This window comes from Phreatobacter stygius (assembly GCF_005144885.1).
Classification (GTDB): Bacteria; Pseudomonadota; Alphaproteobacteria; order Rhizobiales; family Phreatobacteraceae; genus Phreatobacter; species Phreatobacter stygius.
Genome location: NZ_CP039690.1, coordinates 6,264,189 through 6,289,639, shown reverse-complemented (window position 1 = coordinate 6,289,639; position 25,451 = coordinate 6,264,189). Strand labels below are relative to the sequence as shown.

At 67.6% G+C, this 25,451-nt stretch carries 30 protein-coding genes; 15 read left to right on the top strand and 15 right to left on the bottom strand.

Translation table 11 applies throughout. The annotated features are described in order from the left end of the window. Positions 1–4 precede the first annotated feature (4 nt). Entirely contained in the window at positions 5–748 is a 744-nt protein-coding gene (locus tag E8M01_RS29745) for an SDR family NAD(P)-dependent oxidoreductase (RefSeq protein ID WP_136963465.1), read from the top strand. Positions 749–947: 199 nt separating this feature from the next. Here E8M01_RS29745 and E8M01_RS29740 read toward each other — a convergent pair whose 3' ends face one another. Further along, positions 948–1,325: a winged helix-turn-helix transcriptional regulator gene (locus tag E8M01_RS29740; RefSeq protein WP_136963464.1), complete on the bottom strand. Its 378-nt coding sequence runs from the start codon at positions 1,323–1,325 to the stop codon at positions 948–950. 106 nt (positions 1,326–1,431) lie between these two features. On the opposite strand from E8M01_RS29740, the gene E8M01_RS29735 reads away from it, so the two are divergent. After that, the gene (locus E8M01_RS29735) at positions 1,432–2,043 is read left to right on the top strand and encodes an NAD(P)-dependent oxidoreductase (RefSeq protein WP_136963463.1); all 612 of its coding nucleotides are present in this window, start codon (positions 1,432–1,434) and stop codon (positions 2,041–2,043) included. A 23-nt stretch (positions 2,044–2,066) separates the two neighbouring features. Here E8M01_RS29735 and der read toward each other — a convergent pair whose 3' ends face one another. The 4 genes from der to E8M01_RS29715 all read right to left on the bottom strand — a co-directional run bounded on the left by der (position 2,067) and on the right by E8M01_RS29715 (position 5,309). After that, on the bottom strand, positions 2,067–3,443 hold the full coding sequence (gene der / locus E8M01_RS29730) for a ribosome biogenesis GTPase Der (RefSeq protein WP_136963462.1): 1,377 nt from the start codon (positions 3,441–3,443) through the stop codon (positions 2,067–2,069). Positions 3,444–3,452: 9 nt separating this feature from the next. After that, a complete protein-coding gene (locus E8M01_RS29725) occupies positions 3,453–3,764 on the bottom strand; it encodes a hypothetical protein (protein ID WP_136963461.1) in 312 nt (103 codons plus the stop codon). A gap of 179 nt (positions 3,765–3,943) precedes the next feature. Beyond that, positions 3,944–4,591: a tetratricopeptide repeat protein gene (locus E8M01_RS29720; protein ID WP_136963460.1), complete on the bottom strand. Its 648-nt coding sequence runs from the start codon at positions 4,589–4,591 to the stop codon at positions 3,944–3,946. A gap of 139 nt (positions 4,592–4,730) precedes the next feature. Continuing rightward, positions 4,731–5,309, bottom strand: coding sequence for an NnrU family protein (locus E8M01_RS29715; RefSeq protein ID WP_136963459.1), 579 nt, complete (start codon positions 5,307–5,309; stop codon positions 4,731–4,733). A gap of 154 nt (positions 5,310–5,463) precedes the next feature. On the opposite strand from E8M01_RS29715, the gene E8M01_RS29710 reads away from it, so the two are divergent. Both E8M01_RS29710 and E8M01_RS29705 read left to right on the top strand, forming a co-directional pair. Further along, positions 5,464–6,066 carry a hypothetical protein gene (locus E8M01_RS29710; RefSeq protein ID WP_136963458.1) on the top strand — a complete coding sequence of 201 codons (603 nt, stop codon included), beginning with the start codon at positions 5,464–5,466 and terminating at the stop codon, positions 6,064–6,066. 120 nt (positions 6,067–6,186) lie between these two features. Beyond that, positions 6,187–6,669 carry a hypothetical protein gene (locus E8M01_RS29705; protein ID WP_136963457.1) on the top strand — a complete coding sequence of 161 codons (483 nt, stop codon included), beginning with the start codon at positions 6,187–6,189 and terminating at the stop codon, positions 6,667–6,669. Here the strand turns inward: E8M01_RS29705 and E8M01_RS29700 are convergent. The 3 genes from E8M01_RS29700 to E8M01_RS29690 all read right to left on the bottom strand — a co-directional run bounded on the left by E8M01_RS29700 (position 6,556) and on the right by E8M01_RS29690 (position 9,060). Beyond that, on the bottom strand, positions 6,556–7,587 hold the full coding sequence (locus tag E8M01_RS29700; protein ID WP_136963456.1) for a DMT family transporter: 1,032 nt from the start codon (positions 7,585–7,587) through the stop codon (positions 6,556–6,558). The genes E8M01_RS29705 and E8M01_RS29700 overlap by 114 nt on opposite strands. 162 nt (positions 7,588–7,749) lie before the next feature. Continuing rightward, the gene (locus tag E8M01_RS29695) at positions 7,750–8,580 is read right to left on the bottom strand and encodes an AraC family transcriptional regulator (protein ID WP_136963455.1); all 831 of its coding nucleotides are present in this window, start codon (positions 8,578–8,580) and stop codon (positions 7,750–7,752) included. Positions 8,581–8,667: 87 nt separating this feature from the next. After that, on the bottom strand, positions 8,668–9,060 hold the full coding sequence (locus tag E8M01_RS29690) for a DUF3224 domain-containing protein (protein ID WP_136963454.1): 393 nt from the start codon (positions 9,058–9,060) through the stop codon (positions 8,668–8,670). 71 nt (positions 9,061–9,131) lie between these two features. Here E8M01_RS29690 and E8M01_RS29685 point away from each other — a divergent pair, with 71 nt between their 5' ends. Then, the gene (locus tag E8M01_RS29685; RefSeq protein WP_136963453.1) at positions 9,132–9,974 is read left to right on the top strand and encodes a helix-turn-helix domain-containing protein; all 843 of its coding nucleotides are present in this window, start codon (positions 9,132–9,134) and stop codon (positions 9,972–9,974) included. 48 nt (positions 9,975–10,022) lie between these two features. On the opposite strand, the gene E8M01_RS29680 is transcribed toward E8M01_RS29685, so the two are convergent. After that, positions 10,023–10,979 carry a DMT family transporter gene (locus tag E8M01_RS29680; protein WP_136963452.1) on the bottom strand — a complete coding sequence of 319 codons (957 nt, stop codon included), beginning with the start codon at positions 10,977–10,979 and terminating at the stop codon, positions 10,023–10,025. 160 nt (positions 10,980–11,139) lie between these two features. On the opposite strand from E8M01_RS29680, the gene E8M01_RS29675 reads away from it, so the two are divergent. Beyond that, positions 11,140–11,997 (top strand): LysR family transcriptional regulator, encoded by an 858-nt coding sequence (locus E8M01_RS29675; protein ID WP_136963451.1) that lies wholly within the window; start codon positions 11,140–11,142, stop codon positions 11,995–11,997. A 54-nt stretch (positions 11,998–12,051) separates the two neighbouring features. Next, positions 12,052–12,525, top strand: a complete 474-nt coding sequence (locus tag E8M01_RS29670) for an NUDIX hydrolase (RefSeq protein WP_136963450.1) — start codon at positions 12,052–12,054, stop codon at positions 12,523–12,525. A 67-nt stretch (positions 12,526–12,592) separates the two neighbouring features. On the opposite strand, the gene E8M01_RS35800 is transcribed toward E8M01_RS29670, so the two are convergent. The 3 genes from E8M01_RS35800 to E8M01_RS29660 all read right to left on the bottom strand — a co-directional run bounded on the left by E8M01_RS35800 (position 12,593) and on the right by E8M01_RS29660 (position 14,050). Continuing rightward, a complete protein-coding gene (locus E8M01_RS35800) occupies positions 12,593–13,084 on the bottom strand; it encodes a nitronate monooxygenase (RefSeq protein WP_215908962.1) in 492 nt (163 codons plus the stop codon). Next, complete coding sequence (locus E8M01_RS35795; RefSeq protein WP_215908827.1) at positions 13,051–13,599, bottom strand: nitronate monooxygenase; 549 nt, start codon at positions 13,597–13,599, stop codon at positions 13,051–13,053. The genes E8M01_RS35800 and E8M01_RS35795 overlap by 34 nt, the downstream gene beginning before the upstream one ends. A 118-nt stretch (positions 13,600–13,717) precedes the next feature. Next, positions 13,718–14,050, bottom strand: a complete 333-nt coding sequence (locus tag E8M01_RS29660; protein WP_136963449.1) for a winged helix-turn-helix transcriptional regulator — start codon at positions 14,048–14,050, stop codon at positions 13,718–13,720. Positions 14,051–14,200: 150 nt separating this feature from the next. Between E8M01_RS29660 and E8M01_RS29655 the strand changes: the two genes are divergently transcribed. The 3 genes from E8M01_RS29655 to E8M01_RS29645 are packed head-to-tail and all read left to right on the top strand — an operon-like array spanning position 14,201 to position 15,658. Beyond that, positions 14,201–14,428: an NAD(P)-binding domain-containing protein gene (locus E8M01_RS29655; protein WP_215908826.1), complete on the top strand. Its 228-nt coding sequence runs from the start codon at positions 14,201–14,203 to the stop codon at positions 14,426–14,428. Between the two features lie 57 nt (positions 14,429–14,485). Next, positions 14,486–14,932: a GFA family protein gene (locus tag E8M01_RS29650; protein WP_136963448.1), complete on the top strand. Its 447-nt coding sequence runs from the start codon at positions 14,486–14,488 to the stop codon at positions 14,930–14,932. Between the two features lie 48 nt (positions 14,933–14,980). After that, the gene (locus E8M01_RS29645; RefSeq protein ID WP_136963447.1) at positions 14,981–15,658 is read left to right on the top strand and encodes an alpha/beta hydrolase family protein; all 678 of its coding nucleotides are present in this window, start codon (positions 14,981–14,983) and stop codon (positions 15,656–15,658) included. Here the strand turns inward: E8M01_RS29645 and E8M01_RS29640 are convergent. The 3 genes from E8M01_RS29640 to gcvA all read right to left on the bottom strand — a co-directional run bounded on the left by E8M01_RS29640 (position 15,650) and on the right by gcvA (position 17,797). Next, the gene (locus E8M01_RS29640) at positions 15,650–16,009 is read right to left on the bottom strand and encodes an arsenate reductase (protein ID WP_136963446.1); all 360 of its coding nucleotides are present in this window, start codon (positions 16,007–16,009) and stop codon (positions 15,650–15,652) included. The two genes, E8M01_RS29645 and E8M01_RS29640, sit on opposite strands and share 9 nt — an antisense overlap. A gap of 202 nt (positions 16,010–16,211) precedes the next feature. Beyond that, on the bottom strand, positions 16,212–16,817 hold the full coding sequence (locus E8M01_RS29635) for a 2'-5' RNA ligase family protein (RefSeq protein ID WP_170182131.1): 606 nt from the start codon (positions 16,815–16,817) through the stop codon (positions 16,212–16,214). 86 nt (positions 16,818–16,903) lie between these two features. After that, the gene (gene gcvA / locus E8M01_RS29630) at positions 16,904–17,797 is read right to left on the bottom strand and encodes a transcriptional regulator GcvA (RefSeq protein ID WP_136963444.1); all 894 of its coding nucleotides are present in this window, start codon (positions 17,795–17,797) and stop codon (positions 16,904–16,906) included. A 193-nt stretch (positions 17,798–17,990) separates the two neighbouring features. Between gcvA and E8M01_RS29625 the strand changes: the two genes are divergently transcribed. The 5 genes from E8M01_RS29625 (at position 17,991) to E8M01_RS29605 (ending at position 25,440) form a co-directional block, all read left to right on the top strand. After that, the gene (locus tag E8M01_RS29625) at positions 17,991–19,397 is read left to right on the top strand and encodes an amidase (protein WP_136963443.1); all 1,407 of its coding nucleotides are present in this window, start codon (positions 17,991–17,993) and stop codon (positions 19,395–19,397) included. A gap of 55 nt (positions 19,398–19,452) precedes the next feature. Beyond that, entirely contained in the window at positions 19,453–20,709 is a 1,257-nt protein-coding gene (locus tag E8M01_RS29620; protein ID WP_215908825.1) for an MFS transporter, read from the top strand. A 134-nt stretch (positions 20,710–20,843) separates the two neighbouring features. Beyond that, a complete protein-coding gene (locus tag E8M01_RS29615; RefSeq protein WP_136963441.1) occupies positions 20,844–22,466 on the top strand; it encodes an acyl-CoA carboxylase subunit beta in 1,623 nt (540 codons plus the stop codon). Positions 22,467–22,661: 195 nt separating this feature from the next. Next, the gene (locus E8M01_RS29610; RefSeq protein WP_136963440.1) at positions 22,662–24,638 is read left to right on the top strand and encodes an acetyl/propionyl/methylcrotonyl-CoA carboxylase subunit alpha; all 1,977 of its coding nucleotides are present in this window, start codon (positions 22,662–22,664) and stop codon (positions 24,636–24,638) included. A 22-nt stretch (positions 24,639–24,660) separates the two neighbouring features. After that, the gene (locus E8M01_RS29605) at positions 24,661–25,440 is read left to right on the top strand and encodes an enoyl-CoA hydratase/isomerase family protein (RefSeq protein ID WP_136963439.1); all 780 of its coding nucleotides are present in this window, start codon (positions 24,661–24,663) and stop codon (positions 25,438–25,440) included. The last annotated feature ends 11 nt before the right edge of the window (positions 25,441–25,451 follow it).

Here is a 25,451-nt window from a genome sequence, read left to right as displayed (position 1 = left end):
TTCCATGACCGACAAGCCCCTTTCAGGCCGGGTGGCCTGCATCACCGGAGCCTCGCGCGGCATCGGGCGCGAGACCGCCCTGCTGCTCGCCGCGGCCGGCGCCCATGTGGTGGCCGTGGCGCGCACCCAGGGCGGCCTGGAGACGCTCGACGATGCGATCCGCCAGATCGGCGGATCGGCGACGCTGGTGCCCCTGGACGTCAAGGACGGCGATGGCCTGGATCGCCTCGGGCTCGCCATCCATGAGCGTTGGGGCAAGCTCGACGTGCTGGTGGCGAACGGCGCCATTCTCGGGCCGATCTCGCCGCTCGGCCATATCACGCCGAAGGAATGGGATCACACTGTCGCGGTTAACCTGACCGCGCAATGGCGCTTGATACGTTCGTTCGATCCGCTGCTGCAGCAATCCGATGCCGGCCGCGCGGTCTTCGTCTCGTCCGGCGCGTCGTGGCGCAACCGGCCGTTCTGGGGCCCCTATTCGGTGACCAAGGCAGCGCTCAATTCGCTGGCTTTGACCTATGCGGCGGAGACCGAGAACAGCCCGATCCGGGTCAACCTGTTCAATCCGGGCCCGATCCGCACCAGCATGCGGGCGCAGGCCATGCCCGGCGAGGACCCGGCGACGCTGGAGGGCCCGGAAGGCCCGGCGCGCGCCATTCTGGCGCTCTGCCTGCCCGACGTGACCGAAACCGGCAAGATCTACGACTATCCGACCAAGACGCTGAAAGCGTTCCAGGAACCGGCCTGAGGCGTGCGCAAAGCCTCGCCCGCTTGCGGGAGAGGGTGGCCGCGGAGCGGCCGGGTGAGGGTCTGAAAAGGGCCCGCCCATCATTTCGGTGCGCAATGCGCGTCGCGCATCGACGCAACCACCCTCACCCGCCGGCTCCGCCGGCACCCACACCCCAAGAAGACGTGGGCGAGGGTTGACGCGTGACGACGTGCTGGCCTCACGCCGCCTGCGACAAGCCCTCGGTCCCGTCGTAACGCTGCTGCGCCGCCACGACGTCGGCAAGGTGGGTTTCGGCCCAGAGGCGCAGGCTGTCGACCGCCGAATAGAGCGTCCGGCCGAGCTCGGTGATCGAATATTCCACGGTCACCGGCACGGTCGCGAAGGCCTTGCGGCCGACCAGGCCGTCGCGCTCCAGGCTCTTCAGCGTCTGCGACAGCATCTTCTGCGAGATGCCGTCGATCCGCCGGCGCAATTCGTTGAAGCGCAGGGGCTCGCTGGCGAGCAGGAGCAGGATCAGCACCGCCCATTTGTCGCCGACGCGGTCGAGCACCACGCGGGTCGGGCATTTGCCGTCGAAAACATTGGGGTCGCGCAAGACGGTTCCTCCGGGGTGACCACGTGACCTGAAAGTGCCTTCTTTACAGGTCGATGCTTCACGCGCACTTGGTATCCATCGGTTACTACCATATGGAGACCCTCCAATGAAAGTCGCTCTGATCGGCGCCTCCGGCAATGTCGGTTCCCGCCTCGTCGCCGAACTCGCCCGCCGCGGCCACAGCGTCACGGCCATCGCGCGCGACCCGTCCAGGATCGCCGCCGCCAGCGGCGTCACCGCCGTCAAGGCGGACGCGGATTCCCCGGAAGCGCTGGCCAGGGCGATCGCCGGCCATGACGCGGTGATCAGCAGCGTGCATTTCACCGCATCCGACCCGAACAAGCTGATCGCGGCGGTCAAGGCGGCCGGCGTGCCGCGCTACCTGGTGGTCGGCGGCGCCGGCAGCCTCGAGGTTGCGCCGGGTGCGCGCCTGGTCGACCAGCCGGCCTTTCCGGCCGCCCACAAGAGCGAAGCCCTGGCCGGCGGCGCCTTCCTCGAGCTGTTGAAGGCGGAACCGGCCCTCAACTGGACCTTCCTGTCGCCTTCGGCCCTGTTCGTCGCCGGCGAGCGCACCGGCAAGTTCCGGCTCGGCACCAACCAGCTGCTGGCCGACGCCGGCGGCAAGAGCTGGATTTCTTATGAGGACTATGCGGTCGCGCTGGTCGACGAACTGGAAACGCCGGCCCATCAGCGCCAGCGTTTCACCGTCGGCTACTGAAATACCGCCTCCCGATCCGGCCGCTAGTAGATCTTGCGGCCGGTGTCGGCATAGGGATTGTCGGTCTTCTTCAGGTGGAAGCGGATCGGCGTCCCCTGCATGTCGAAGCTCTCGCGCAGGCCGTTGACCAGGTAGCGCAGATAGCTCTCCGGCAAGGCTTCGGGGCGCGAGCAGAAGGCGACGAAGGTCGGTGGCCGCGTCTTCGCCTGGGTCATGTAACGCAGCTTGATACGCCGCCCGGAGACCGCCGGCGGCGGATGATGGTCGATCGTCTCCTGCAGCCAGCGAACCAGCTGGCTGGTCGAGATGCGCTTCTGCCACGGCACGCGGGCATCGATGATCGCCTGCATCAGCCGGTCCAGACCCTGGCCGGTTTCCGCCGAATTGGCGACCACCGGGCAGCCCTTGATCTGCGGCAGCCAATGGTCGGTCTCCTCGCGCAGCTTGGCGGCCTTGCCGCCCTTGTGCGGGATCAGGTCCCATTTGGTGAAGGCGAGCACGACAGCCCTGCCCTCCTTGGCCGCGAGATCGGCGATCCGCAGATCCTGATCCTCGAACGGCTTTTCGGCATCCATGCAGACAACCACGACCTGGGCGAAGCGGATGGCGCGCAGCGCATCGGCGACCGACAGCTTTTCCAGCTTGTCCTCGATACGCGCGCGCTTTCTCAAGCCTGCCGTATCGACCAGCCGGAACTTGCGCCCGCCCCAGTCCCAGTCCACCGCGATGGCGTCGCGGGTGATGCCGGCCTCGGGGCCGGTCAGCATGCGGTCCTCGCCGATCAGGGCATTGACCAGGGTCGACTTGCCGGCATTCGGCCGGCCGACAATGGCCACCGGGATCGGCTTGTTCGGATCGTCGACCTCGTCTTCGTCGTGCTCGACCGCGTCATCCTCATAGGTCGGCACGGGCATGTGGACGGCCAGCGCGTCATAGAGTTCCGACAGGCCCTCGCCATGTTCGGCCGACAGCGGCACCGGATCGCCGAGACCCAGGCCGAAGGCCTCGTAGGCGCCGGCCATGCCGACTTTGCCTTCGCTCTTGTTGGCGGCGAGGATGACCGGCTTGCCCGAACGGCGCACCAGATTGGCGAAGACGTGGTCATCCGGCGTCAGACCGACCCGGGCATCGACCATGAAGATCACCACATCGGCGAGCCGGATGGCCTCTTCCGTCTGGGCCCGCATGCGGGCTTCGAGCGTGCCGCCGTCGGCCTCTTCGAGCCCCGCGGTGTCGATGATGGTGAATTCGAGATCGCCGAGGCGGGCATCACCCTCGCGACGGTCGCGCGTCACGCCCGGCCGGTCGTCGACCAGCGCGATGCGTCGGCCGACCAGCCGGTTGAACAGCGTCGACTTGCCGACATTGGGTCGGCCGACAATGGCGAGGGTGAAAGCCATGACCGCCGATCAACCGGGATCTTGCGCGGCGGGGCGGCTGCCCCGGCGGCGGCGCGGCTGCTGCTCGGCCGGCGGCTGCTCGGCGGGCGGGGCCGGCGGCGCGACATCCGGCGGCGCATTGGCCGGCTGCGGGATGGACCGGTCGACGCCGGGCACGCCTTCCGGGAACACCGCCTGGCGGTCGCCCGGCAAGGGCGGCGCCCTGCGCTCGAACATGGCCGGGATGTCCTGCAGCGATTCGCAGGCCGTCAGCCCGAGACCGAGGGCGGCGAGCGCACCGGCGCGCAGGACGAGGCGTCGATCGAGGCGGGAGGAAGTCATATCTCTGGTCCGTTCGGCTCTTGAGGTCTGGACGCGCAAGCCCGTTACCGTCTCAAAAAATCGGAAAAGGGCACTATCTCAATATCTTGTCGCATTTTCTTCAAGCGAACCGGTGGCCACTTCGCTTGAAAATACCGTCGATCCCGGTGATGCAGGCATCCTCTGGTCAGGAATTGCGGCTATTTGGCGAGGCCCGCCATGACCGCGGCGATCAGTTCGGCACGGCCACGGACGCCCTGGGGCGTTTCCTGGTCGGCCTGGATCGCCTGAAGCCATTTGTCGGCCGCGGCCTTGTCGCCGGCACGCATGGCGGCCAGCGCCAGGAGTTCGCGCGCGGAATGGCGGAACGGCAATCCGGGAGCCGCCAGCGGTTCGACGCGGCGGGCGATCTCGGCCGGCGTCGCGGTATCGACCAGCAGGTAACCCGCCCGGATGCGCGCCACGTCCTGCAGGACCGGTCCGATCGCGGAATCGGCGGCAATCGCGTCGAAAGCCTTGACCGCCGCCTCCTTGTCGCGACCGGCAAGCTCGGTGGCCTGGCGGAACCGCGCCAGAATGCGATAGCCGGTCGGAGCGTCGGCCGCGATCGCGGCGAATTGCGCCTCGGCCTCGGCGGCATTGGTCCGCGACAGCCGCATGGCGGCCTCGAAGCGGCCGCCGGCAGCCGCCGATTGCTGCTCCTGGCGCCAGTCGTAGAAACGCCAGCCCCCGATGGCCAGAATCACGACCGCCGCGAGCGCGGCCATGAGCGGCCAATATTTCTTCCAGAATTCCTCGAACCTTGCGCGCCGCAGGTCCTCTTCGACTTCATCGAAAATATCGGCCATCGGATCATCCAAAGGGGCAGCACCGCGCTCCCGGAGGGGCGGCGGTCTGCCGAAGCGGCGCGGAACCTATCAACTCCCCCTCCCGACGCAAACGCCGCCTGGTCGGGATCGTGCGAAACGGCCCGCCTGCCGGTCGCGGTCAGCGAATCATCGCCGGCACGCCGATCAGCAGGGGGTGCAGCCAGATCATGAACACCACGGTGAGAGCCAGGCCGACGCCAATGGCGATGACGTCGCTCATGCCCCAGGGCGCCGGTGGCGGCTCGACCGCATCGGGGCGCGATTTGAGCGAGATGCGCGCGGCGACCGCCCAGGCGAGGAACGAACCGAACAGCAGCATCGAGGCCAGATCGCCATTGACCAGGAGATGGCCGAGCGCCCAGGCCTTGGCGGCCACCAGCAGCGGATGTTTCAGCGTCGACTTGATCTTGCCGTTCGGCCCGCCGGAGGCGACGGCGGCAATGAAGGCGACCGCCATCAGCAGCGCCGTGACATGGCCAAGCGCTGCCGGCGGCGACCAGACCTGGACGTAGCCCTGGGCGCGCGCGACGCCATAGCCATAGATGATCAGGCCCAGGCCGACGCCCGAGACGAGCGAATAGGCGCCCTTGTAGCCGCCCGCCCCCAGCCCTTCGATCAACTGGGCCCTGGGCGCCCTCAGCGTGGTGAAGGCATGGGCGCCCAGAAACAGCACAAGTCCCAGAATCAAGATCGACATCAGGTTTCCTTCCGCGCCTTTTTCGGCCGACGCCATGTGGTCGCCGCATTTGCGGAGCTAAACGAACCAATCAGCCCCCGCCCGTAACCTATCATCTGGCCAGCAAGCGGCGGAAGTGATAGCCGTTCTGCTGTCAACCAATCGATTGTAGCGAATGACCTCAGCCCCTTCGACCGAAAGCGAGCTTACCCCCCGCATCGATTCGGGTGCGGCGGCGACAGCGCTGGCGGATCGTCTCTACGACGCCGAGCAGGAGCGCGTGGTGGCGAAACGGCTGCAGGGTGGCCGATGGCGCGGTCTGGTGATGACCGCCGGGGCTGTCTGCATTGCCGCCGCCGCGGCTGCGGGTTTCACCTTCAGCAATTATCACATGCCGACCGGCAATGACGCCTGGGCCGCGACGCCGGTCGCGCCGCAACCGGCAGCGGCGCCCTCGCTCGCCTCCTCGAGTTCGGTTCCGGTGCGCCTCATCCAGCCCGACAGCGACCCGAACAAGCGCCAGGAGCGCGTCTCGGTGACGGCTCCGGACAGCCCAGCCGATCCGGCCGCCAGCCGGCCCAATGCCACGCCGCAGAACGGCCAGGACACCGGCTCCGACGGCGTCCGGCGGATTTCGCTGAGCTCGGGCCGGGTCGCCGATGCCGCGCCTCAGCCGGCCGCGTCCCAGCCCTCGGCGCCGGCCGCCGCCGCGACGGCGACCGAGATGACCATGCCCCTGGCGCCGGTGCCGAAGCCGCGGCCGGCGCGCGCGCGCTGAGCCGCGCAAGCGAACGCTTCGCCGGCAAGACACGCGGCCGGCAAGACACGCGGCCGGCAAGACACGCGACAGAAACGTCCTCCATCTAGAAGATCGATCCAGCCGGCAGGAAGGATCGTCATGCGCATATTCTGGTGGGGTCTTTTCGGTGCGACGGCCGGCCTGATCGTGGGCTATGTCGCAGCCGTCGCCATCGGCGTCGCTGCCATGCAATATTTCAAGGTGTCGGAACACGACGGCGGCGCCGCGATGACGCTGCTCTTTGCCGTCGGCCCGCTCGGCGGCCTCGTCTCGGCCCTGATCGGCGCGGTCTGGGCCGCAACCGCCACGCGGCGGCGCATGCGCCGTCGCACCGATGGGACACTTGGCGTACCAAAGCAGTGGAACCGCGCAACACGTGTCGCCCTGGGCGTCCTGATCGGGCTCACGGCTGGTTATGCCGCCGCCCGGGTGATCCTGCAGATCTTTTACATCGCGCAGAGATCCTCTTCATTCGCGACCTATGAGGCTGCGCTGGTGGCAGCCTGGATACCGATCGCCCTGGCGCTCGGCTGCGCGGCGCTCGGCGGCTATCTCGGCGCCAGCCGCGCCCGCAGCATCTGAATGTAGCCGGCCATCGGCGGACGGCCATGGCACCGTCGCCAGCGCAAAGCCGCCAAGAATCAGCGCGGCACCGGCGAGATGGAACGACCGGACCGGCTCGCCGAGCAAAGCGAAGGCGAGCAGCGCGGTGAACAGCGCGACCAGATGGAAGGACGCGCCGGTGATGCTCGGCCCAAGCATCGCGACGCAGCGGTTCCACAGCACGAAAGCCAGGAGCGAGGCGAAGACGCCGATATAGAGAACCGCGCCGAGCGACGCCGGATCGTGCGGGATGCGGGCGCCACCGGCCAGTTCCAGGGCCCAGAACGGCATCAGCACGACCAGCCCGGTCGCCATGGTCGCGGCCAGGAAGACCAGGGGGTCGAGGCTCGCCGGCTTGCGCCGGACAAGCACCGAATAGAGCGCGTAATTGGCGACCGCGAGCAGCACCAGCGGCTCGCCGGCGGAAAGCCCGATCGCGCCGAGATGAGCGAGGTCGCCGCGCGCGACGATCCACACCACGCCCAGGAAGGACAAGGCAATGCCGGCGAGCGTCACCGGCTTCACCCGCTCGACGCCGAGCACGAAGGCGGCGATCGGCACCATCAGTGGCAAGGTCGAGTTCAGGAAGGCGACGCTTGCCGCCGGCACGCTGTGCAGGGCCAGGTAACCGAGCGCGTTGTAGCCGGCGATGCCGAGGGCGCCGCAAGCCCAGACCAGCCCCCAGTGCCGGCGCAGCAGGTCCCTCTGCCGCCAGGCCTGCCCGATGACAAAGGGCGCCAGGATGGCGAGTGCGACCAGCCAACGCCCGACCGCCAGCGAGACCGGCGGAAAGGTCTCGGCAAAGGCGCGCCCGAGCACGAGATTGCCGGCCCAGAACAAAGGAGCCAGCGGCAGAAGCAGCAGCGGCCGCGCCCAGAGGCGGTCGAAAAACGTCATTGTCGAGCCATCATTGCCGCGCCATCCTTGCTGAGCCTTGGGGATCGCGCCTTTGAAGCGATCGACGGGAGGTCATGGCCGATGCCGGCCGGCCCTGCCTTCGATGGCGCAAAATGAACCGCCGGGCAGCCCGGGTTATTGGCAAAAATTGCCGATCGGGCGTCAGCCCCGCGCCGCACGAACCCATTGCAGCGGCGTGATGCCGTAACAACGCTTGAAATTGCGGGTCAGCGCGCTCTGGTCATAGAAGCCGGCCGCCAGCGCCGCTTCGACAATGGCCACGCCCCGGTCCAGGGCGGCGATGGCGACATGCAGGCGAAGCTGGGTCAGAAAGGCGTGCGGCGTCAGCCCGGTCGTCCGCTTGAACAGGCCGATCAATTGGAAGGGCGAGAGATCGACCTCGGCCGCCATGTCGTCGAGGCTGAGATCCTGGTCATGACGCTCGCGCATCATCTGCTGCACGGCCCGGATCTTCGCCTGGTCGCGCATGCCGGCCGGCAGGCGCACCACGCCGGCGCCGTGCCGGCGGAACAGTTCGCCGAGGCTGTCGACCAGGAGCTCGTTCTGCTCGAGCCCATCGTGACCGCCGTCGAGCGCGTGGTGAAGCGCGCGGAAACCTGCGATCAGGTCCTGGTCGCCGAACATGTTCTCCATGAAATAGGGCGTGCGCTCCAGCTGCAGCGCCCGTTTCACCGCGTCGATGGCGGGCGAAGTCAGATAGAGCCCGCGATAGGACCAGCGTTCGCTGCGGCCCATGCGGCCGGAATGAGGCTCGTCCGGGTTGAAGACGAGCAGCATGGACGACCTGGCTTCCTCGGTCCGGCCCCGGCTCTTGAATTCCGATCCGCCGGCTTCCGTCACCGCGATGACGAAGGCCGGGTGGCTATGGGGCGCATATTCGTGGGTGGTGAAGTCCGCGGCGAGACAGCTCAGCCCGGCGGTCGCCGGTACATGCCAGAAACGAGCACTGTTGCGGGTATCGACGCGCGGCAATCTCGGAGCTCCCTATGATCCCGGGAACTCTATCAAGATTGCGGCCGGCGGGCGACCGCCGCCGGCCATGACATGACGCAGGCAAGCCTAGGCGAGCTCGTATTCGAGCTCATAGCGGACCGTCTTGTCGTGCTCGGCAGCGTATTTGCCGGTGCCGGAAATGCCCTTCAGCCCGCCGGTTCCGGAGTCCTTGACGATCTGCCATTGCGAGGTCGCGACGCCATTCTGCCAGGTGCCGACTTCGTAGATGATGAAGCCGCCGCTCTTGCCGTCGAGCCTTCCGTCGACCAGCAGGTAGCCGGCATAGTGGACATTGGCCGGATCGGTATATTGCATCAGGAAGCTGTTCGGGGCCTTGGCGTCGATGTCGCCGTCGAGCACGCAGTCAGTGCTGACCGTCGTCGACTTCTGGCCATTCGCCTCGTGATAAGCCTTCTCGACCCAATTGTTGTGCTTGATGGTGCCTTTGGCCGTTGTCATGGTCAGTTCCTGCGGGGGTGTCGGGCGGTGATCGGCAAGCTAGTGCCGGGCGTTGCGAAGGAATTGTAGATTTGCGACAGACCCTCGATCGCACTGTCATTGGCCACGACCAGTCGCCGCCGCGTGGCCTGTTGAACAAGGCCAGGAGCCTGCAGAAATTCGAACTGGTGCGCCTGGCGCCGTCAGAAGATCTCGCGGCCTATATCGAGCATTTCTGGCTGGTGCTCTGGGATCTGCGCGGCGCCGGGCCCTATACCCAGGAAAACCTGCCGCACCCGACCCAGCATCTGGTCGTCGATCCCGTTGGCGGCACCGGCATATTCGGCCTGCAGAGAGCCAAGTTCACCTACACGCTGAAAGACGCCGGCGCGGTGATCGGCACCAAGTTCCGCCCCGGCCTGTTTCGCGGCTTTCTCGGCCGGTCGATGGACACGATCACCGACAAGGCCGTGCCGATCGGCGAGGTCTTCGATGTCTCCGACGCGACGCTCGACCAGCGCTTCGCCGCCCTCGCCGACCCGGCCGGCATGGCCGACGAGGTCGAGACGCTTTTGCGCCGGCGCATGCCCGCGCCCGATGCCCGCGCGCTGGAGGTCAGTGCCCAGGTGGCGCTGATCGCCGAGACGCGGGACCTCTGCTCAGTCTCGGCGCTGGCCCGCCGCTCGGGCGTCAGCGCGCGGACGTTGCAGCGCCAGTTCGAGAGCTATGTCGGGGTCGGGCCGAAATGGGTGATCGACCGCTACCGCATGATCGAGGCGGTGGAAGCGCTCAACCGCAACGAGGAGCTGAGCCTGACGGCGCTCGCCCATGCGCTGGGCTATTTCGATCAGGCGCATTTCTCCAAGGCGTTTCTCGCCTTGACCGGCAAGACGCCATCGCATTATCGGCGGCAGGCCGCCCCTGCCGGGCCTTGAGGAGACCTGGCGCCGACCGGTCGATGCCGGCGATGGCGCCTGACGCTCTCACCGCGGCTTCGGTTTGCGCAGCCCGATCAGCATGCCGCCGGTCACCAGCGCCACCCCGGCCAGGCTCGGACCGCTCGGGATTTCCGACAGGAGAAGATAGCCGCCGAGCGCGGTCAGGCCGGGCACGGCGGCCGTGAACAACGCGACGTCAGCCGCCCCCAGCAGCGCAACGGCGCGGGTATAGACAAAGATCGAGACGGCGCCGATGACGACGCCCTGGAAACCGGCCTGGACGAGAAGATCGCTCCAGGCGGCCTGGACGAGAAGATCGCTCCAGGCGGCCTGGGCGAGAAGATCGCTCCAGGCGGCCTGGAACAGCGTCCGGTTCGGCAAGACCGCATAGACCGGCAGGTAGATGATCGCCGAGATGACCGCGACGATCGCGGCGGCCTGAAGCGCCGGGATGTCCAGACGCTTCACATAGATGGCGTAGCTCGACCAGCAGAGCGACGCCAGGACGAGGCAGAGATCCCCTGCCAGCAGCGACCAGGACGCCTGCCCGAGCCCGTCCCACGCCATCGCGGCGATGCCGCAGGCGATCAGGACAAGGCCGCCTCCCCTGGGGCGCCCGCCGCTCCCGGATGCCCAGATCACCAGGGCGGTCGTCAGCGGCAAGGTGCCATGAAGCAGCACCGCGCCATGGGCCGCCGGCGCCAGCGCGAAACCGGAATAGGCGAGCAGCGCAAAGCCGAGCCCACCGAGCAAGGCCAAGGCAATGGCCTGAACCGGGCGCAAGCCCGCCAGGCCGGAACGCAGCACGATCGGCAGCAATACGAGGCCGCCGATACCGAAGCGAAACGCGGCAAGGTCGGTCAGCGGCAAGGCCGTGGAAAGCCCGAGCCGCGAGACCAGGACGAAGCCCGCGAACAGGGCGACGACGGTTGCCGCATAACCCAGACCAGGCCAGTTGGCCCCGCCGGAGCGCGATCCGTCCGGCGACAGGTCGATTGCCACGTCCAGCCCCTTCCTTGCTTCGGACGCGAAGGCTATCGGCGGCTCATGGATAAGGAAAATTGATAAAATGGATTCAGCCGGATAGAATTTGATGATGAATTAGTGCTCCTGAGGATGCGCAGATGCGATTTTCGATCGTCGTCGTGGCGGACCAGCCGGCATGAAGATCCAGCACCTGAGATTTTTCTGTGCCGTGGTCGAGTGCCGCGCGGTCACCGCGGCCGCGGAGCGGCTGCATGTCTCGCAACCGGCGATCTCGGCTGGCCTGAAGGCTCTGGAACAGGAACTGGGCGAGCCGCTGTTCGACCGCTCCGGCGGCAAGCGGCGGGTCATTCCGACGTCGCGGGCCCTGCGGTTCTACGACGATGCCAAGGACATTCTGTCGCGCTGCGATAGCGCCCGTGCGTCGTTCGCGGCCGCGCCGCCGCCGCCAGCCTTGCGCGTCGGAGTGCTGCGCACCCTGCCCTGCACCGCCGTCGCGGCGGTCGTGGCCGAGGCCATGGGGTCTTCCCGCCCGGCCTGGACGGTGCGCGAGGGCGATGCAGCCGAAATTGCCCGCTGGCTCAACCAGGGCCGCATCGATATCGCCTGGACCACGGTCGAGCACGCGACAGCGACGAGTGAGATCCTTTGGCGTGAACCCTTTGCCATTCTCGTGGCACGCCAGCACCGGCTGGCACTGCGACCAATGCCGCTGACGCTCGCGGATCTTTCGGGCGAGCCGTTCGTGCTGCGGACATCCTGCGAATTGCGCAGCGGCGCACTGCAGTCGTCGGGGCTCAGGTTCAAGGTGGTGGCACGGGCGAGCCGCGACGATCTCGCCTTGAACCTGGTGGCGCAGGGCCTCGGCGCCATCGTCGCACCGCGCAGCTTCGCCGGTTCCGATGTCGTGGCTCTGGTGATCGACGACCTCGCCCTGGCACGCGACATCGGACTTCGCTGGCGCTCCGGCCTGTCCGAAACGATCATCGGCGCGGTCAGGGACATGATCACCTTGCACGGCGGGCCGGCGCTCTGACCGCGGGCGACGTGTTATGGGCGTGGCAGCGCCTGCCGCAGGAGACCAACCGCCATGTCCGAGATTGCCGTCACGACAAGCCAAGGACCGGCCCAAGGACCGGCGCGCCCGATCGCGGCAACGATCGCGGTGGTCCTGCGCGATGATGCCGTCCTGCTGGTCCGGCGCGCCAATCCGCCGGATGCCGGCCGCTGGGGTTTTCCGGGCGGCAAGATCGAGGCTGGCGAGACGATCGCCCAGGCCGCGACACGCGAATTGCTGGAAGAAACCGCCGTCCAGGCGGAAGCGGAGGACGTGCTGACCGCAGTCGACGCCTTCGACCATGACGCGGCCGGGGCGCTGCGCCAGCATTTCATCCTGGTCGCCGTCCTCTGCCGCTGGACCGCCGGAGAACCGGTTGCCGGCGACGACGCGCTCGAGGCGCGATGGATCGCCATGACCGAGCTGGAGACAGCCGATCTGGCGCTCAGCTTCGGCGTCGCCGACGTCGCGCGCCAGGCAGTCGCACGGCGCGCGGCATCGGTGTGACGCGGCCGGCACCGCAATGGATGGCGCTATCGGGGGCGCGGATGGCGCGCCGCTGCAAACAGGCGCCTCAGGCGCCCGGCGCCCACATCGACGGCAGTGACGACGCGCCGGTTTCGAACCCGCGGGCAAGGTCCGTGACGATGGCCGATGCCGGTTCCGCCTCATGGACAAGGCCGACGCCTTCTCCGGCATAGAGCGCCATTGCGTCGACATCGCCCGCTATGTCGCGTGTCGGCGAGCTGAAGAAATAACGCGGGATGGCCGAGCCATCGGCGCGCCAGGCAATGGCTTCGCCTTCGCCCGGCCGGTCCGGCGCCGCGCGCCGTCCGGCGGCCTCCCAATCGCGCGTCGTCTGGTTCTTCAGGGTCCGAAGCGGTGCGTTGGGCCAGCCAATGTCGAAGAGCTCCGAGTAGAGGGTGTCGTCGCCGTCGGCGGCAAGGACCAGGTCCCGGTAGCGCGGGTGAATATTGGCCTCCAGGGCGGCCAGGAAGCGCGTCCCGACCCAGACCCCCGCCGCGCCGAGCGCTACCGCCGCGGCAACGCCACGACGATCGACGATGCCGCCCCCGCCAGGACCGGCAGTTCGCCAACCGCGTCGACGACTTGCGGCACCAGCGTCATCGTGGAGAGCTCACCCCGGACGTGACCGCCGGCCTCCCTGCCCTGGGCCACGATGAGATCGAAACCGGCATCGGCGGCCCGCCGCGCCTCGCCGATCGATCCGACAACCTGAATGGCGACAGCGCCGGCGGCTCTGACCCGCGGGACATAGCGCCCGCCGTCACCCCAGAAAAAGGAAATGACCGGCACTCCGTGGGCGAGCGCCGCGTCGAGCCGGTCCTCGATCGGGAAATCCAGCACGAAATTGGCGCCGTATGGCCGGCGCGTCAGCCCGTCCATCGTGGTGAACAGGCTGCGCAGCTGGTCCGGGCTGCGCCAGGTGCAGGCCAGATGCCCGAGCCCGCCGGCATTCGACACCGCAGCCGCCAGCTCCGGCGAGGCGATCGATCCGATCGGCGCCTGAAAGACCGGGCATGTCAGGCCGAGGCTGCGCAGGGGCGCGGGCAAGGTCATCTTGGCTCTCCAGGGGATGCGGGACCGGTATGGAGGATGCGAACGGCTTGCGCGGTTGGTCAATGCACGGAGAATAGCGTGACCCGATCGATCAAACGCAGCCGTCCGTGGCCCCCGGCTATTCCGCGGCGAGGCGTTGGGCGGCGAGGCCGGCGGCGTGCCTTTCGCCCCATTGGGTCAGCGCATGGACGGCCTCGTTCAGCGTCGCGCCGGTCTCGGTCAGCGAATATTCGACCCGCGGCGGCACCTGGTCGAAGACCTCACGGTGGATGATGCCGGCGGCCTCCATCTCGCGGAGCTGTTCGAACAGCACCTTTTCGCTGATACCGGACAGACGCCGGCGGAGCGCGCCGAAACGCACCGGCGCGGCGTGCAACTCCCACAGGATCCAGGCCTTCCACTTGCCACCGATGACGTTGAGCGCCGATCCCAAGCCACAGGTCTCGCGCATTTGCACCTTCACGGGCGTGTCTCCCCACCGGCAACGACGGAACCACTTACTTCAACGTAAGCACTTGATAACTCTATCGCTATTTCACATCTGTCGACCCTGGAGAGCGCCCTGGAGCGGCCCTCGCCACAGTTCATTTGGAGATCGCCCGTGACATCCGCAATCACCGTTCTCGGCACCGGGCGCATGGGCTCGGCGCTCGCCCGGGCTTTTCTCAGCCACGGCTTCAGCACACAGGTCTGGAACCGCACGGCGGCCAGATGCGCGCCGCTCGCCGCATGCGGGGCGACTGTCGCCGGACCAGCCGCTTTCGAAAGCGCCATCGCCGCCGGCCATATCGAGGATGACTTCGCGGCCCTGATGCCGTTCAGGCGGTGAGGCCGAGCCCGTCCACCCGCCTCGTCACCGTCGAGCCCAGATCACCAGGAGACCGAGATGACCCTTATCAATTCACCCGGCCACGCCCACGACCGTCCCGATGCTGCAAGGACTGCGTCCTGCGCCTGCGGTTCGTTCGGCCTCGCCGTCACCGGCGAGCCCGGCCATGTCTACACCTGCCATTGCCTGGACTGTCAGCGCGCCACCGGATCGGCCTTCGCCTGCCGCGCCTGGTTCAAAACCGAAGCGGTGACGCGGATCGACGGCGAGCACCGGACGTGGCGGCGCCTCGGCACCGGCGGCCGCTGGGTCGAGCATGTGTTCTGCCCGACCTGCGGATCGATCGTCTATGTCAGGGGCGAGGTCCTGCCCGATACGATTTTCATCTCGGTCGGGTGCTTCGCCGATCCATCCTTCGCAACGCCCACCGCCGCCTACTGGACCTCGCGCCAGCACCCCTGGTTCGCGCTGCCCGAGACCACCAGGAGCGTCGACGCGCAGTGACGGCAGCCGGCCGCTGTCAGCCGCCGCTTTTGCGGTTAAGCTGGCGTGATGACGACCGCCCAGACCATAACAATCGCCATTGACGGGACCGACAGCGTTTCGGGTCTCTGGCAGCGACCGCCGGACGCACGCGCCTGTCTCGTGCTCGCCCATGGCGCCGGCGCCGGCATGGCGCACAAGGCCATGGCGGCGCTGGCCGACGGGCTCGCCGAGCGCGGCATCGCCGTGCTGCGCTACCAGTTCCCCTCTATGGAACGCGGCTCGAAACGCCCTGACGCACCGGCGGTGGCCCATGCCGCGGTGCGCGCGGCGGTCGCCGAAGCCGACCGTCGCGCGCCGGACCTGCCGCTGTTCGCCGGCGGCAAGTCATTCGGCGGCCGGATGACCTCGCAGGCCCAGGCGCTCGTGCCGCTTGCCGGCGTGCGCGGTCTCGTCTTCTTCGCCTTTCCGCTGCATCCCGCCGGCAAGCCGTCGATCGAGCGGGCGCCCCATCTCTCGGATGTGGCGCTGCCCCTGCTGTTCCTGCAGGGAACCCGCGACGAACTGGCGCAATTGGACCTGCTGCAGCCGGTCGTCGCAAAACTCGGCGAGCGCGCGACGCTGGTGCTCGCCGAAGAGGCCGATCATGCCTTCCACGTCAAGGCCAGCACCGGCCGCAAGGACACGGACGTGCTCGCCGCCTTCCTGGAAGCGACCGCCGACTGGATGGCGGCGCGGCTAGGCTAGCGACGTCTCGTAGATGTCCGGCTTGAAGCCGACGATCAGCCGGTCGCCGAGATCGAGCACCGGGCGCTTGATCATCGAGGGCTGAGCCAGCATCAGCGCGATCGCCTTCTGCTCGGTGAGGCCGGCCTTGGCCTCCTCCGGCAGATTGCGGAAGGTGGTGCCGGCGCGGTTGAGCAGCACCTCCCAGCCGACCTGGCTCGCCCAAGCCTCCAGCCGCGGGCGCTCGATGCCGGCCTCCTTGTAGTCGTGGAAAGCGTGGGCGACGTCGCGGCCTTCCAGCCAGGTCCGCGCCTTCTTCATCGTGTCGCAGCTCTTGATGCCGTAGATCGTGATCGGCTTGGCCTTGGCCATCCCGCACCCCATGCGATTGCGTCTCGCGCCGTCAAACCATCGATCGCGACGCCGATCAAATGCCGGTTTCGGTGGATCCAGCTGCAGGCGGCATCCTGTTGAGACGACATCGGAAAAGACACGCGTGTCACCATGCGGCGGGGCACGTCTCGCCGGTCGCCGGCCTTCGACTTTTGTCGATTCGCGCTCGCCGCGTTCAGCGTCATCGACGCAATGGCCAGCGGCCGAGTTCCTCGTATTCGGCCTTGCCGTAGAGGTTGCGCACCAGCACGAAGTCGGTGACCGGCATGACGATGGGCGCTTCGAGAACCACGTCGGCGAAAGACCTGCTGTCATAGAGCAAGGTCATATGCGGCACGGCGCGCGTGTCGAAACCGGGCGGCAACCTCTGGCGTGCCAGCGCCTCGCCGATGGCCGCGCGCAAGGCGGTGAGCTGCGCCAGTCCCTCGCCGCAGAGCAGAACGACCGGGCGGCGCTTCTCGCTCCTGAAGCTCTGCAGGCGGTCGAAGGTCAGATCGAAAGGGGCCATTGCGACGGTCGATGCGGCTTGGCCCGCCCGGGCGATGACCTCGGGCGGCAAGCTTGAATAGGCGCCGATGTGATTGAGCGAGACGTGCAGGACCCTTGCCGGGCGCGGCTTGCCGTCGAGTTGATAGCGGCGCCGCTCTTCGACGGCAAAGGCGACGATGCCGGACGCCAAGGCGGTGGCGGGCTGAACCACGAAAAAGACCGTGTCCTCGCCGTGCTGACGGACCGTCCGTTCGGTTGGCGCCAGGCCGGGGCCCGGCGGTGGGCCGAGATCCAGCACGAGCTGGCCCGGGACATCATGGAATGATCCTTTCGACCCTCGCCCCATTGGCTCTTCGCCGTTCCCGGCGCCCTCACATCCCCAGTTTAGAGTTCGTTAGCCGCCTCACCGAGTATCCACGAACGAAACGCCGCGACCTTGCGCCTGGCGTGGCTGGCCTCGGGATAGACGAGGTAATAAGCGAAGGCCTCGAGCATCGCGACGTCGGCGAGCTTGACCAGCCGCCCCTCCGCGATGTCGGGCGCGACCATGGCGGCCGGCAGCAGGCCGGCGCCCTGCCCGGCCAGCACGGCTTTCAACAGCAGGCCGGAATCGTCGAAGGAGACGCCGCGCGGCGGGCGGATCTCGTCGATCCCCTGGGCCTGGAACCAGAGATGCCAGCCCTTGCGCTCGGCATCATGGACCAGCGGCCAGCGCGTCAACCCGGCCGGGTTCTCGGGCGCGCCGACCTCCGCAACCAGGGCCGGCGTCGCGACCGGCACGACCTCGACGGCAATGACGCGTTCGCTCCACAGCCCGGGATAACGGCCAAGACCGTGACGGACCGCGATATCGACGCCGTCACGGGCAAAATCCACCAGGGCGTTGCTGGTCACCACCTGAAGGTCGATGTCGGGATGGGCATCCTGAAACGCCTTCAGCCGCGGCACCAGCCAGGCGGCGGCGAAGAACGGCGTGACGCTGACGGTCAACAGGCTCGTCTCGGCCTCGACCGTGATGCGTTTCGAGGCTTCCGCGATCTGCCGGAAGGCGTTGCGCACCGGCGGCAGGTAGCCCTGGCCGGCATCGGTCAGGAAGATGCCGCGATTGACCCGCTGGAACAGCCGGACGCCGAGATGCAGCTCGAGCGTCTTGAGCATCTGGCTGACCGCGCCGGGCGTGACGCAGAGCTCGGCCGCGGCGTTCTTGACCGACAGATGCCGCGCCGTCGCCTCGAAGGAGCGCAACGCGTTGAGCGGCGGCAGCCGATGCCCGTCCATTTAGTTTTCCTAATCCGATAGGTGCAGATATTCTGGTTTGTGATGGGTTATTTCGCAGTGCATCATTGCCTTTCCATCGCAAGCCACGCGCCGCCTCCACCTCGCCCGAACGGACGTCAGCTTAGCTCATTTCAACCGAAAGCGAAACGTGTCCGGTCCCGGCGCGTTGCGCTTTCGACCATGGACATCGACCATGAATGCCACGACCACGGACCTGCATTATCTCGAGCTCACCGAACTGGCCGACCTGATCAGGGCGCGCGACGTCTCGGCCGTCGAGGTCACGCTGGCGCAGCTCGATCGCATCGCCGCGCTCGACCGCAGGCTCGGCAGCTACGCCCTGGTCATGGCCGATGTCGCGATGGCGCAGGCTGAGGCCGCGGACGCCGAAATCGCCGCCGGCCGCTATCGCGGACCGCTGCATGGCGTGCCGATCGCGGTGAAGGACCTGTGCTGGACCAAGGGCGTGCCGACCGCGGCCGGCATGGCGATCCACCGGGATTATCGCCCGGGCGAGGACGCGACCGTGGTCCAGCGGCTGAACCAGGCCGGCGCGGTGCTGCTCGGCAAGCTCGCGCTCACCGAGGGCGCCTATTCCGATCACCACCCGGACGTGACACCGCCGAACAACCCCTGGCATGCGGACTATTGGCCCGGCATATCGTCCAGCGGGCCGGGCGTCGCGACGGCGGCGGGCCTGTGTTTCGCTTCGATCGGCTCGGACACCGGCGGATCGATCCGCTGGCCGTCGGCCGCCAACGGCCTGACCGGGCTGAAGCCGAGCTGGGGCCGTGTCAGCCGCCATGGCGTGTTCGAACTGGCGGCAACGCTCGATCATGTCGGGCCAATGGCGCGCAGCGCAGCCGATGCCGGCGCCCTGCTCGGCGTCATCGCCGGCAGCGACCCGAAAGATCCGACGGCCCGGCATGCGCCGGTTCCCGACTATCTGGCGGCGTCCCGACAGGGCCTGCGGGGCTTGCGCATCGGTGTCGATGCCGCGTGGAACGGCGCGGGCGTGGACGAGACGGTCCAGGCCGTGCTGGCGAGCGCCATCGCGGCGTTCGGTTCGCTTGGCGCCGAGATCGTCGACCTGGCCTTTCCCGACGTGACCCAGGCGATCGCCGACTGGTCGCCGAATTGTGCGGTCGAGGCCGCCGTCGCCCATGAGGCGACCTATCCGGCGCGCAGAAGCGAATACGGCCCGGTGCTGGCTTCGGTGATCGAGGCCGGCCGTGCCCTGTCCGGTCCCGACTACCAGAAGATCCTGCTGCGGCGCCTGGACCTGCGCGGTCGCATCGCCGCGCTGTTCGGCACGATCGACCTCGTGCTGACGCCGGTGCATCCCTTCGCGCCGCCGTCGCTCGAGACGATCCGGACGCTCGGCGAACAGCCCGACCTGATCTCGGCCCTGCAGCGCTATACCTGCCCGTTCAACATGACCGGCCACCCGACCATCACCTTGCCCGGCGGCTTCACCAAAGCCGGCCTGCCCATCGCATTCCAGCTCGTTGCCGCCGATCTCGACGAAGCCACCCTCGTGCGCGCCGGCGCGGCGTTCCAGACCGTCACGTCCTGGCACCGTCGCCACCCGGTGCTCTGACATGCGCACGCCGGCTGCCAATCCTGCTATATCCATTCGCCCGAAGGAGACGGTCTTGAGCACTGAATCGGTCCCGTCCAATCCCCGGCTGTTCCACGGCTGGCTGGTGGTCGCAGGCGCCTTCGCCGTGACCTTTGTCGGTTTTGGCAGCGCCTATACGTTCAGCGCCTTCCTCGAATCCCTGCAGCGGGATTTTGCCGCCTCGCGCGGCTCGGTCTCGCTGGTGTTCTCGCTTGCCGGCTTCCTCTATTTCGGCCTCGGCATCGTCAGCGGCCCGCTCGCCGACCGCTGGGGCTCGCGCAGCCTGGCCATTATCGGCATGGTCCTGACCGGCCTCGGCCTGATCTTCGCCGGCATGGCCGGCAGCCTGACGCAGGTCTATCTCGCCTATGGGCTGGGCGTCGGGCTCGGCGTCGGCTGCTCCTATGTGCCGGCGGTCGGCGCGGTGCAGCGCTGGTTCGTCAAGCGCCGCGGATTTGCCTCGGGGCTCGCGGTCAGCGGCATCGGCGTCGGCACGCTGGTCATGCCGCCGCTCGCCGCAGTGCTCATCGAGGCGTTCGGCTGGCGCCAGGCCTATCTCGTGCTCGGCTGCCTCGCGGTGGTGGTCGGCGTCGGCATGGCGCTGCTGATCGAGAACGACCCGCGCGACCGCGGGCTCAGCCCCGACGGCGATCCGGTGCAGGCGGGAGTGCCGCTGGCGCAGCCGCAGGGCTTCTCGGTGCGTGAGGCCATCAGGTCAAGGCGGTTCATCGGCCTCTACGCGGCCTGCGTATTCTGCTCCTTCGGGCTGTTCGTGCCCTTCGTTCACCTGGTGCCCTATGCGCTCGACCACGGCGTCGCGCCGGCCTCGGCGGTCCTGCTGCTCGGCATGATCGGTGTCGGCAGCACGGCCGGACGGTTCTTTCTCGGCGGCCTCGCCGACCGCATGGGCCGCCAGCTCGCGCTGCTCGCCATGTTTGCCGGCATGGCCCTGGCGCTGGCCATCTGGGCGGTCTCGACCGGATTGTGGGCGCTCGCCGCCTTCGCTTTCGCTTATGGCGTCTTCTATGGCGGTTTCGTCGCGATCCTGCCGGCGCTCGTCATGGACTATTTCGGCGGACGCAATGTCAGCGGCATTATCGGCGTGCTCTATACCAGCGTCGCCTTCGGCACCCTGGTCGGCCCCAGCGCCGCCGGTTTCGCCTTCGACTTCAGCCGGAGCTACATGCTGCCGATCCTGGCCAGCATCTGCGCCAACATGGTCGCCGCCGGCATCATGGCGGCCTTGCCCAAGGCCAGCCTGCCGGTCAGGAGCGCCGGCCAGCCGTCATGACGGCATTCGCCGCGGGCGCACCACCCGCCGGGTGAGGCCAACGCCGCGCCATCGCGACCATCAGCCTGTCGACGCAAGCGCCCGCACGCGGCGACGGCCTAGCCTCCAGCCAAGCACAACGAGGCGTGGATGGCATGACCCACATCGAATCGACCATCTCGGCAAGCAGCGAGACATTCCAGGCCAACAGGGCCGGGATGCTGGACCTGCTCGGGCGCGTGCGCGCATTGGAGGAACGGACCCGCCGCGCCTCGGCGGCCGCCAAGGAGAAGTTCGAAAAGCGCCAGCAGTTGCTGCCGCGCGAGCGGGTCGCACTGCTGCTCGATCCGGGCGCACCGTTTCTCGAACTGTGCACGCTGACCGGCTACCGGCTCGACAACCCGGATCCGGACAAGAGCGTGCCCGGCGGCGGCGTCATCGCCGGGATCGGCATCGTCGCCGGTCGCCGCGTGATGGTCACCGCATCCGACTCCGGCATCGATGCCGGCGCGCTGCAGCCAAAGGGGCTGGACAAGCAGTTGCGCGTCCAGGAAGTCGCACTCGAAAACAAGCTGCCCTATGTCCAGCTGGTCGAAAGCGCCGGCGCCAACCTGATGACTTACAGGGTCGAGGAGTTCGTCAAGGGCGGCAATCTGTTCCGCAATCTTGCCCGGCTCTCCGCCGCCGGCCTGCCGGTCGTGACCGTCACCCACGGGTCGTCGACCGCTGGCGGCGCCTACCAGACCGGGCTTTCCGACTATGTGGTGATGGTGCGCGGACGCACGCGCGCCTTTCTGGCCGGACCGCCACTGCTGAAGGCCGCGACCGGTGAAATCGCCACGGAAGAAGAACTCGGCGGCGCCGAAATGCATGCGACGATCTCAGGTCTCGGCGATTACCTCGCCGAAGACGACCGGGACGCCATCCGCATCGCGCGCCAGATCATTGCCGGCATCGACTGGCACCGCGCCGGCCCAAGCGAACCAAAACACCAGGCAAAACCGCCACGCTACGATCGCGAGGAACTGCTCGGCATCATGCCGATGGACCATAAGCGGCCGATCAACATGAAGGAGGTGATCGCCCGCATCGTCGACGACTCGGCGTTTCTCGAGCTCGGCGCCGGCTACGGCAGCGCCACCGTCTGCGGCACGGCGCGGATAGAAGGCCTGCCGATCGGCATCATTACCAATAACGGGCCGATCGACCCGGCCGGCGCAATGAAGGCGACACATTTCATCCAGTCCTGTTGCCAGGCGCGCACCCCGATCCTCTATCTGAACAACACGACCGGTTTCATGGTCGGCCGGCACTATGAAGAAGCCGGCATGATCAAGCACGGCTCGAAAATGATCCAAGCGGTGACCAATGCGACGGTGCCGCAGATCACGCTGTTTTGCGGCGCCTCGTTCGGCGCCGGCAATTACGGCATGTGCGGCCGCGGCTTCCACCCGCGCTTCTGCTTCTCCTGGCCGAACGCCAAAACCGCCGTCATGGGCGGCGAGCAGGCCGCCCAGACCATGGCCAATGTCGCCGAAGCGGCCATGAAGCGGAAGGGCGGCGAGGTCGACCAGGAGCAGTTGGCCAAACTGAGCCAGCGGATCACGCAGAATTTCGACGGCCAGGTGGATGTCTTCGCCACCAGCGCGCAGGTGCTCGACGACGGTGTCATCGACCCCAGGGATACCCGCGCGATCCTCGCCCAGGTCTTGTCGATCTGCCTGGAAGCCGACCAGCGCGAACCGCAGAAGATGCAGTTTTCGGTCGCCCGGCCATAGGTCAGGCGGCGGGCGGCGCGGCCCTTCGACCACTATGCGCAAGACCTGCGAGACGCGATTTCATAACGTCGCCCGTCGGCCTTTCCAGCCGCGTTCATCGCAGATCCGGGCGGCCGGCATGGCGACTTCGATGCAGGTCACCCCGAAACAGATGGGCACCTTTGCCCGGCACGCCTGACGAGGTCTCGGTTGATCATGCTGACCCCTTTTCGCAAGATATTGATCGCCAACCGCGGTGAGATCGCGCTGCGCGTCATGCGCACCGCCAAGGCCATGGGCTTTCGCACCGTCGCCGTGTTCTCCGAGGCCGATCGCGACGGGCTGCATGTGCGCGGCGCCGACCAGGCCGTGGCGATCGGCGGCTCGCTTCCGGGGCAATCCTATCTCAACATCGAAAACATCATCGCCGCGGCCAGGCGCAGCGGTGCCGATGCGGTGCATCCGGGCTACGGCTTTCTCGCCGAAAATGCCGCCTTTGCGGCAGCCTGTCGTGACGCCGGACTGATCTTCATCGGCCCGTCGCCGGAAGCCATCGTCGCCATGGGCAACAAGGCCGGCGCCAAGCGGCTGATGCTGGCTGCCGGTGTGCCCTGCATCCCCGGCTATCAAGGCGAGGACCAGTCACCCGCAACCCTGAAGGCGGAGGCGGCAAAGATCGGTTTTCCGGTGATGATCAAGGCCTCGGCCGGCGGCGGCGGGCGCGGCATGCGCCTGGTCGAGACTTCAGGGCAATTCGACGGCGCATTGGCCAGCGCCCAATCGGAGGCGCAAGGCGCCTTCGGCAATCCCGAGGTCATCCTCGAAAAGGCGGTTGTCGATCCCCGCCATATCGAAATCCAGATCTTCGCCGACCGCCATGGCCATGCCATCCATCTCGGCGAACGCGACTGCTCGATCCAGCGCCGCCACCAGAAGGTTATCGAGGAGGCGCCATCGCCGGCGGTTTCGCCCGACTTGCGGGCGCAGATGGGTGCGGCCGCCGTCGCCGCCGCCAAGGCGATCGACTATGAGGGCGCCGGCACGCTGGAATTCCTGCTCGACAGCCAAGGCCGCTTCTACTTCATGGAAATGAATACCCGGCTGCAGGTCGAACACCCGGTCACCGAAGCGATCACCGGGCTCGATCTGGTCGAGCTGCAATTGCGGGTCGCCGGCGGCGAGGCATTGCCGGTGACCCAGGCCGACATCACCTTCCGCGGGCATGCGATCGAAGCCAGGCTCTGTGCCGAGAACACCACGCAAGGTTTCGTGCCGCAGAGCGGGCGGATCGCCTTGTGGCGCGCACCGCCGGCGTTGCGCGTCGAGCATGCGCTGGAATCCGGCGGCGAGATCTCGCCCTATTACGACTCGATGATCGCCAAGGTGATCAGTTTCGGCGAAACCCGCGAGGAAGCGCGCCGCAAGCTGGTTGGCGGCCTGGAAGACATGGTCGCGCTCGGCCTCCATACCAGCCAGAAGTTCCTGATCAACTGCCTGGAGCACCGAGTCTTCGCGGAAGGCGGAGCGACGACGGGTTTTGTCGGCGATCATGGCGAGGACCTGACCGGCGCGGTCACCCATGGCGAGCGCAGCCTGTCGCTTGCCGGCGTCCTGCTCTACGCGACCGCAACCGGGCACGGCATGTCCGAACTCGCGCACCGGCTGCCGGTGGCCTTCCGCTTCGAAATGGACGGCCAGCCCGCCATCGCCAACGTGTCCCTCGAGGCCGGAAACACCTTCCAGGTCGCCATCGGCGAGCATCGCCACGCGGTCCATATTCTCGCCCTGGATGGCGCTACGGTGCGGTTTGAAATCGACGGCGTCATCGAGACGGCAGCCTATGTCCGCGATGGTCTGCTGCTGCTTGTCGGGTATCGGGGCGCAGCCTTCCGCATCGACGATCTCACCCATGCCGCCGCTGCGGCGCATGACGGCCGAGCCCGCGACGGCAAGATCAAGGCCTTGATGAATGGCCGCGTCATGGCGGTGCAAGCAGCGGTCGGCGACCTGGTCCAGGCTGGCCAGCCGATCATCACGCTCGAGGCAATGAAGATGGAGCACGTCCATACCGCGCCGATCACCGGGCGGGTGGCAGCCATCCTGGCCGAACTCGGGGATCAGGTCTCGATCGGACGACTGGTTGCCGAGGTCGAGCCGGCCGACGCGGCGGTGGCCGCCGATGCCGTAAAATGAAACCAAGAAGCGGGAAGTCGAGATGAACACCCCTGCCCCAGTCCTGCATGAAAAGCGTGACGCCGCCTTCTGGATCACGCTCAATCGACCGGACAAGCGCAATGCGATCGACCGTGGCATCATCGACGGTGTCGCGGAAGGCTATCGCCTTGCCCATGCCGACCCCGAGGTGCGGGTCATCGTGATCACCGGTGCCGGCGACCAGGCGTTCTGCGCCGGCGGCGATCTGCAGCCCGGAAAGGGTTTCGTCTTCGACCACGCCAGCCCGACCGCGCCCTATGCCGATCTTCTGCGGCTCGGCTGGAACGCCAACCTGCCGGTGATCGCCCGCATCAATGGCGCCTGCATGGCGGGCGGAACCGGCTTGCTCGGCATGGCCGACATGGCGGTGAGCGTCGATACCGCCCAGTTCGGCCTGCCGGAGGTCAAGATCGGCGTCTTCCCGATGCAGATATTGAGCCTGCTGCAGACCCTGGTGCATCCGCGCATCCTCAGGGAATGGTGCCTCACGGGCGAGCCGTTCGACGCCAACACGGCGCTCGCCGCGGGCCTGGTCAATTACGTCGTTCCGGCCGGGGAACTGGATGCCAAGACCGACTGGCTGGTGCGCCGCGTCGCCGGCAAGTCGCCGACCGCCATCCGGCGCGGCAAATATGCGATGCGCGCGCTGGCTTCCATGAGCTTCGAGCAAAGCATCGCCTTCACCGAAGGCCAGCTCGCCATTCTCGCGCAGACCGAGGATGCGCAGGAAGGCCTCGCGGCCTTCAACGAGAAACGCAAACCGGTCTGGACCGGTCGCTGAAGGGTGCGCCA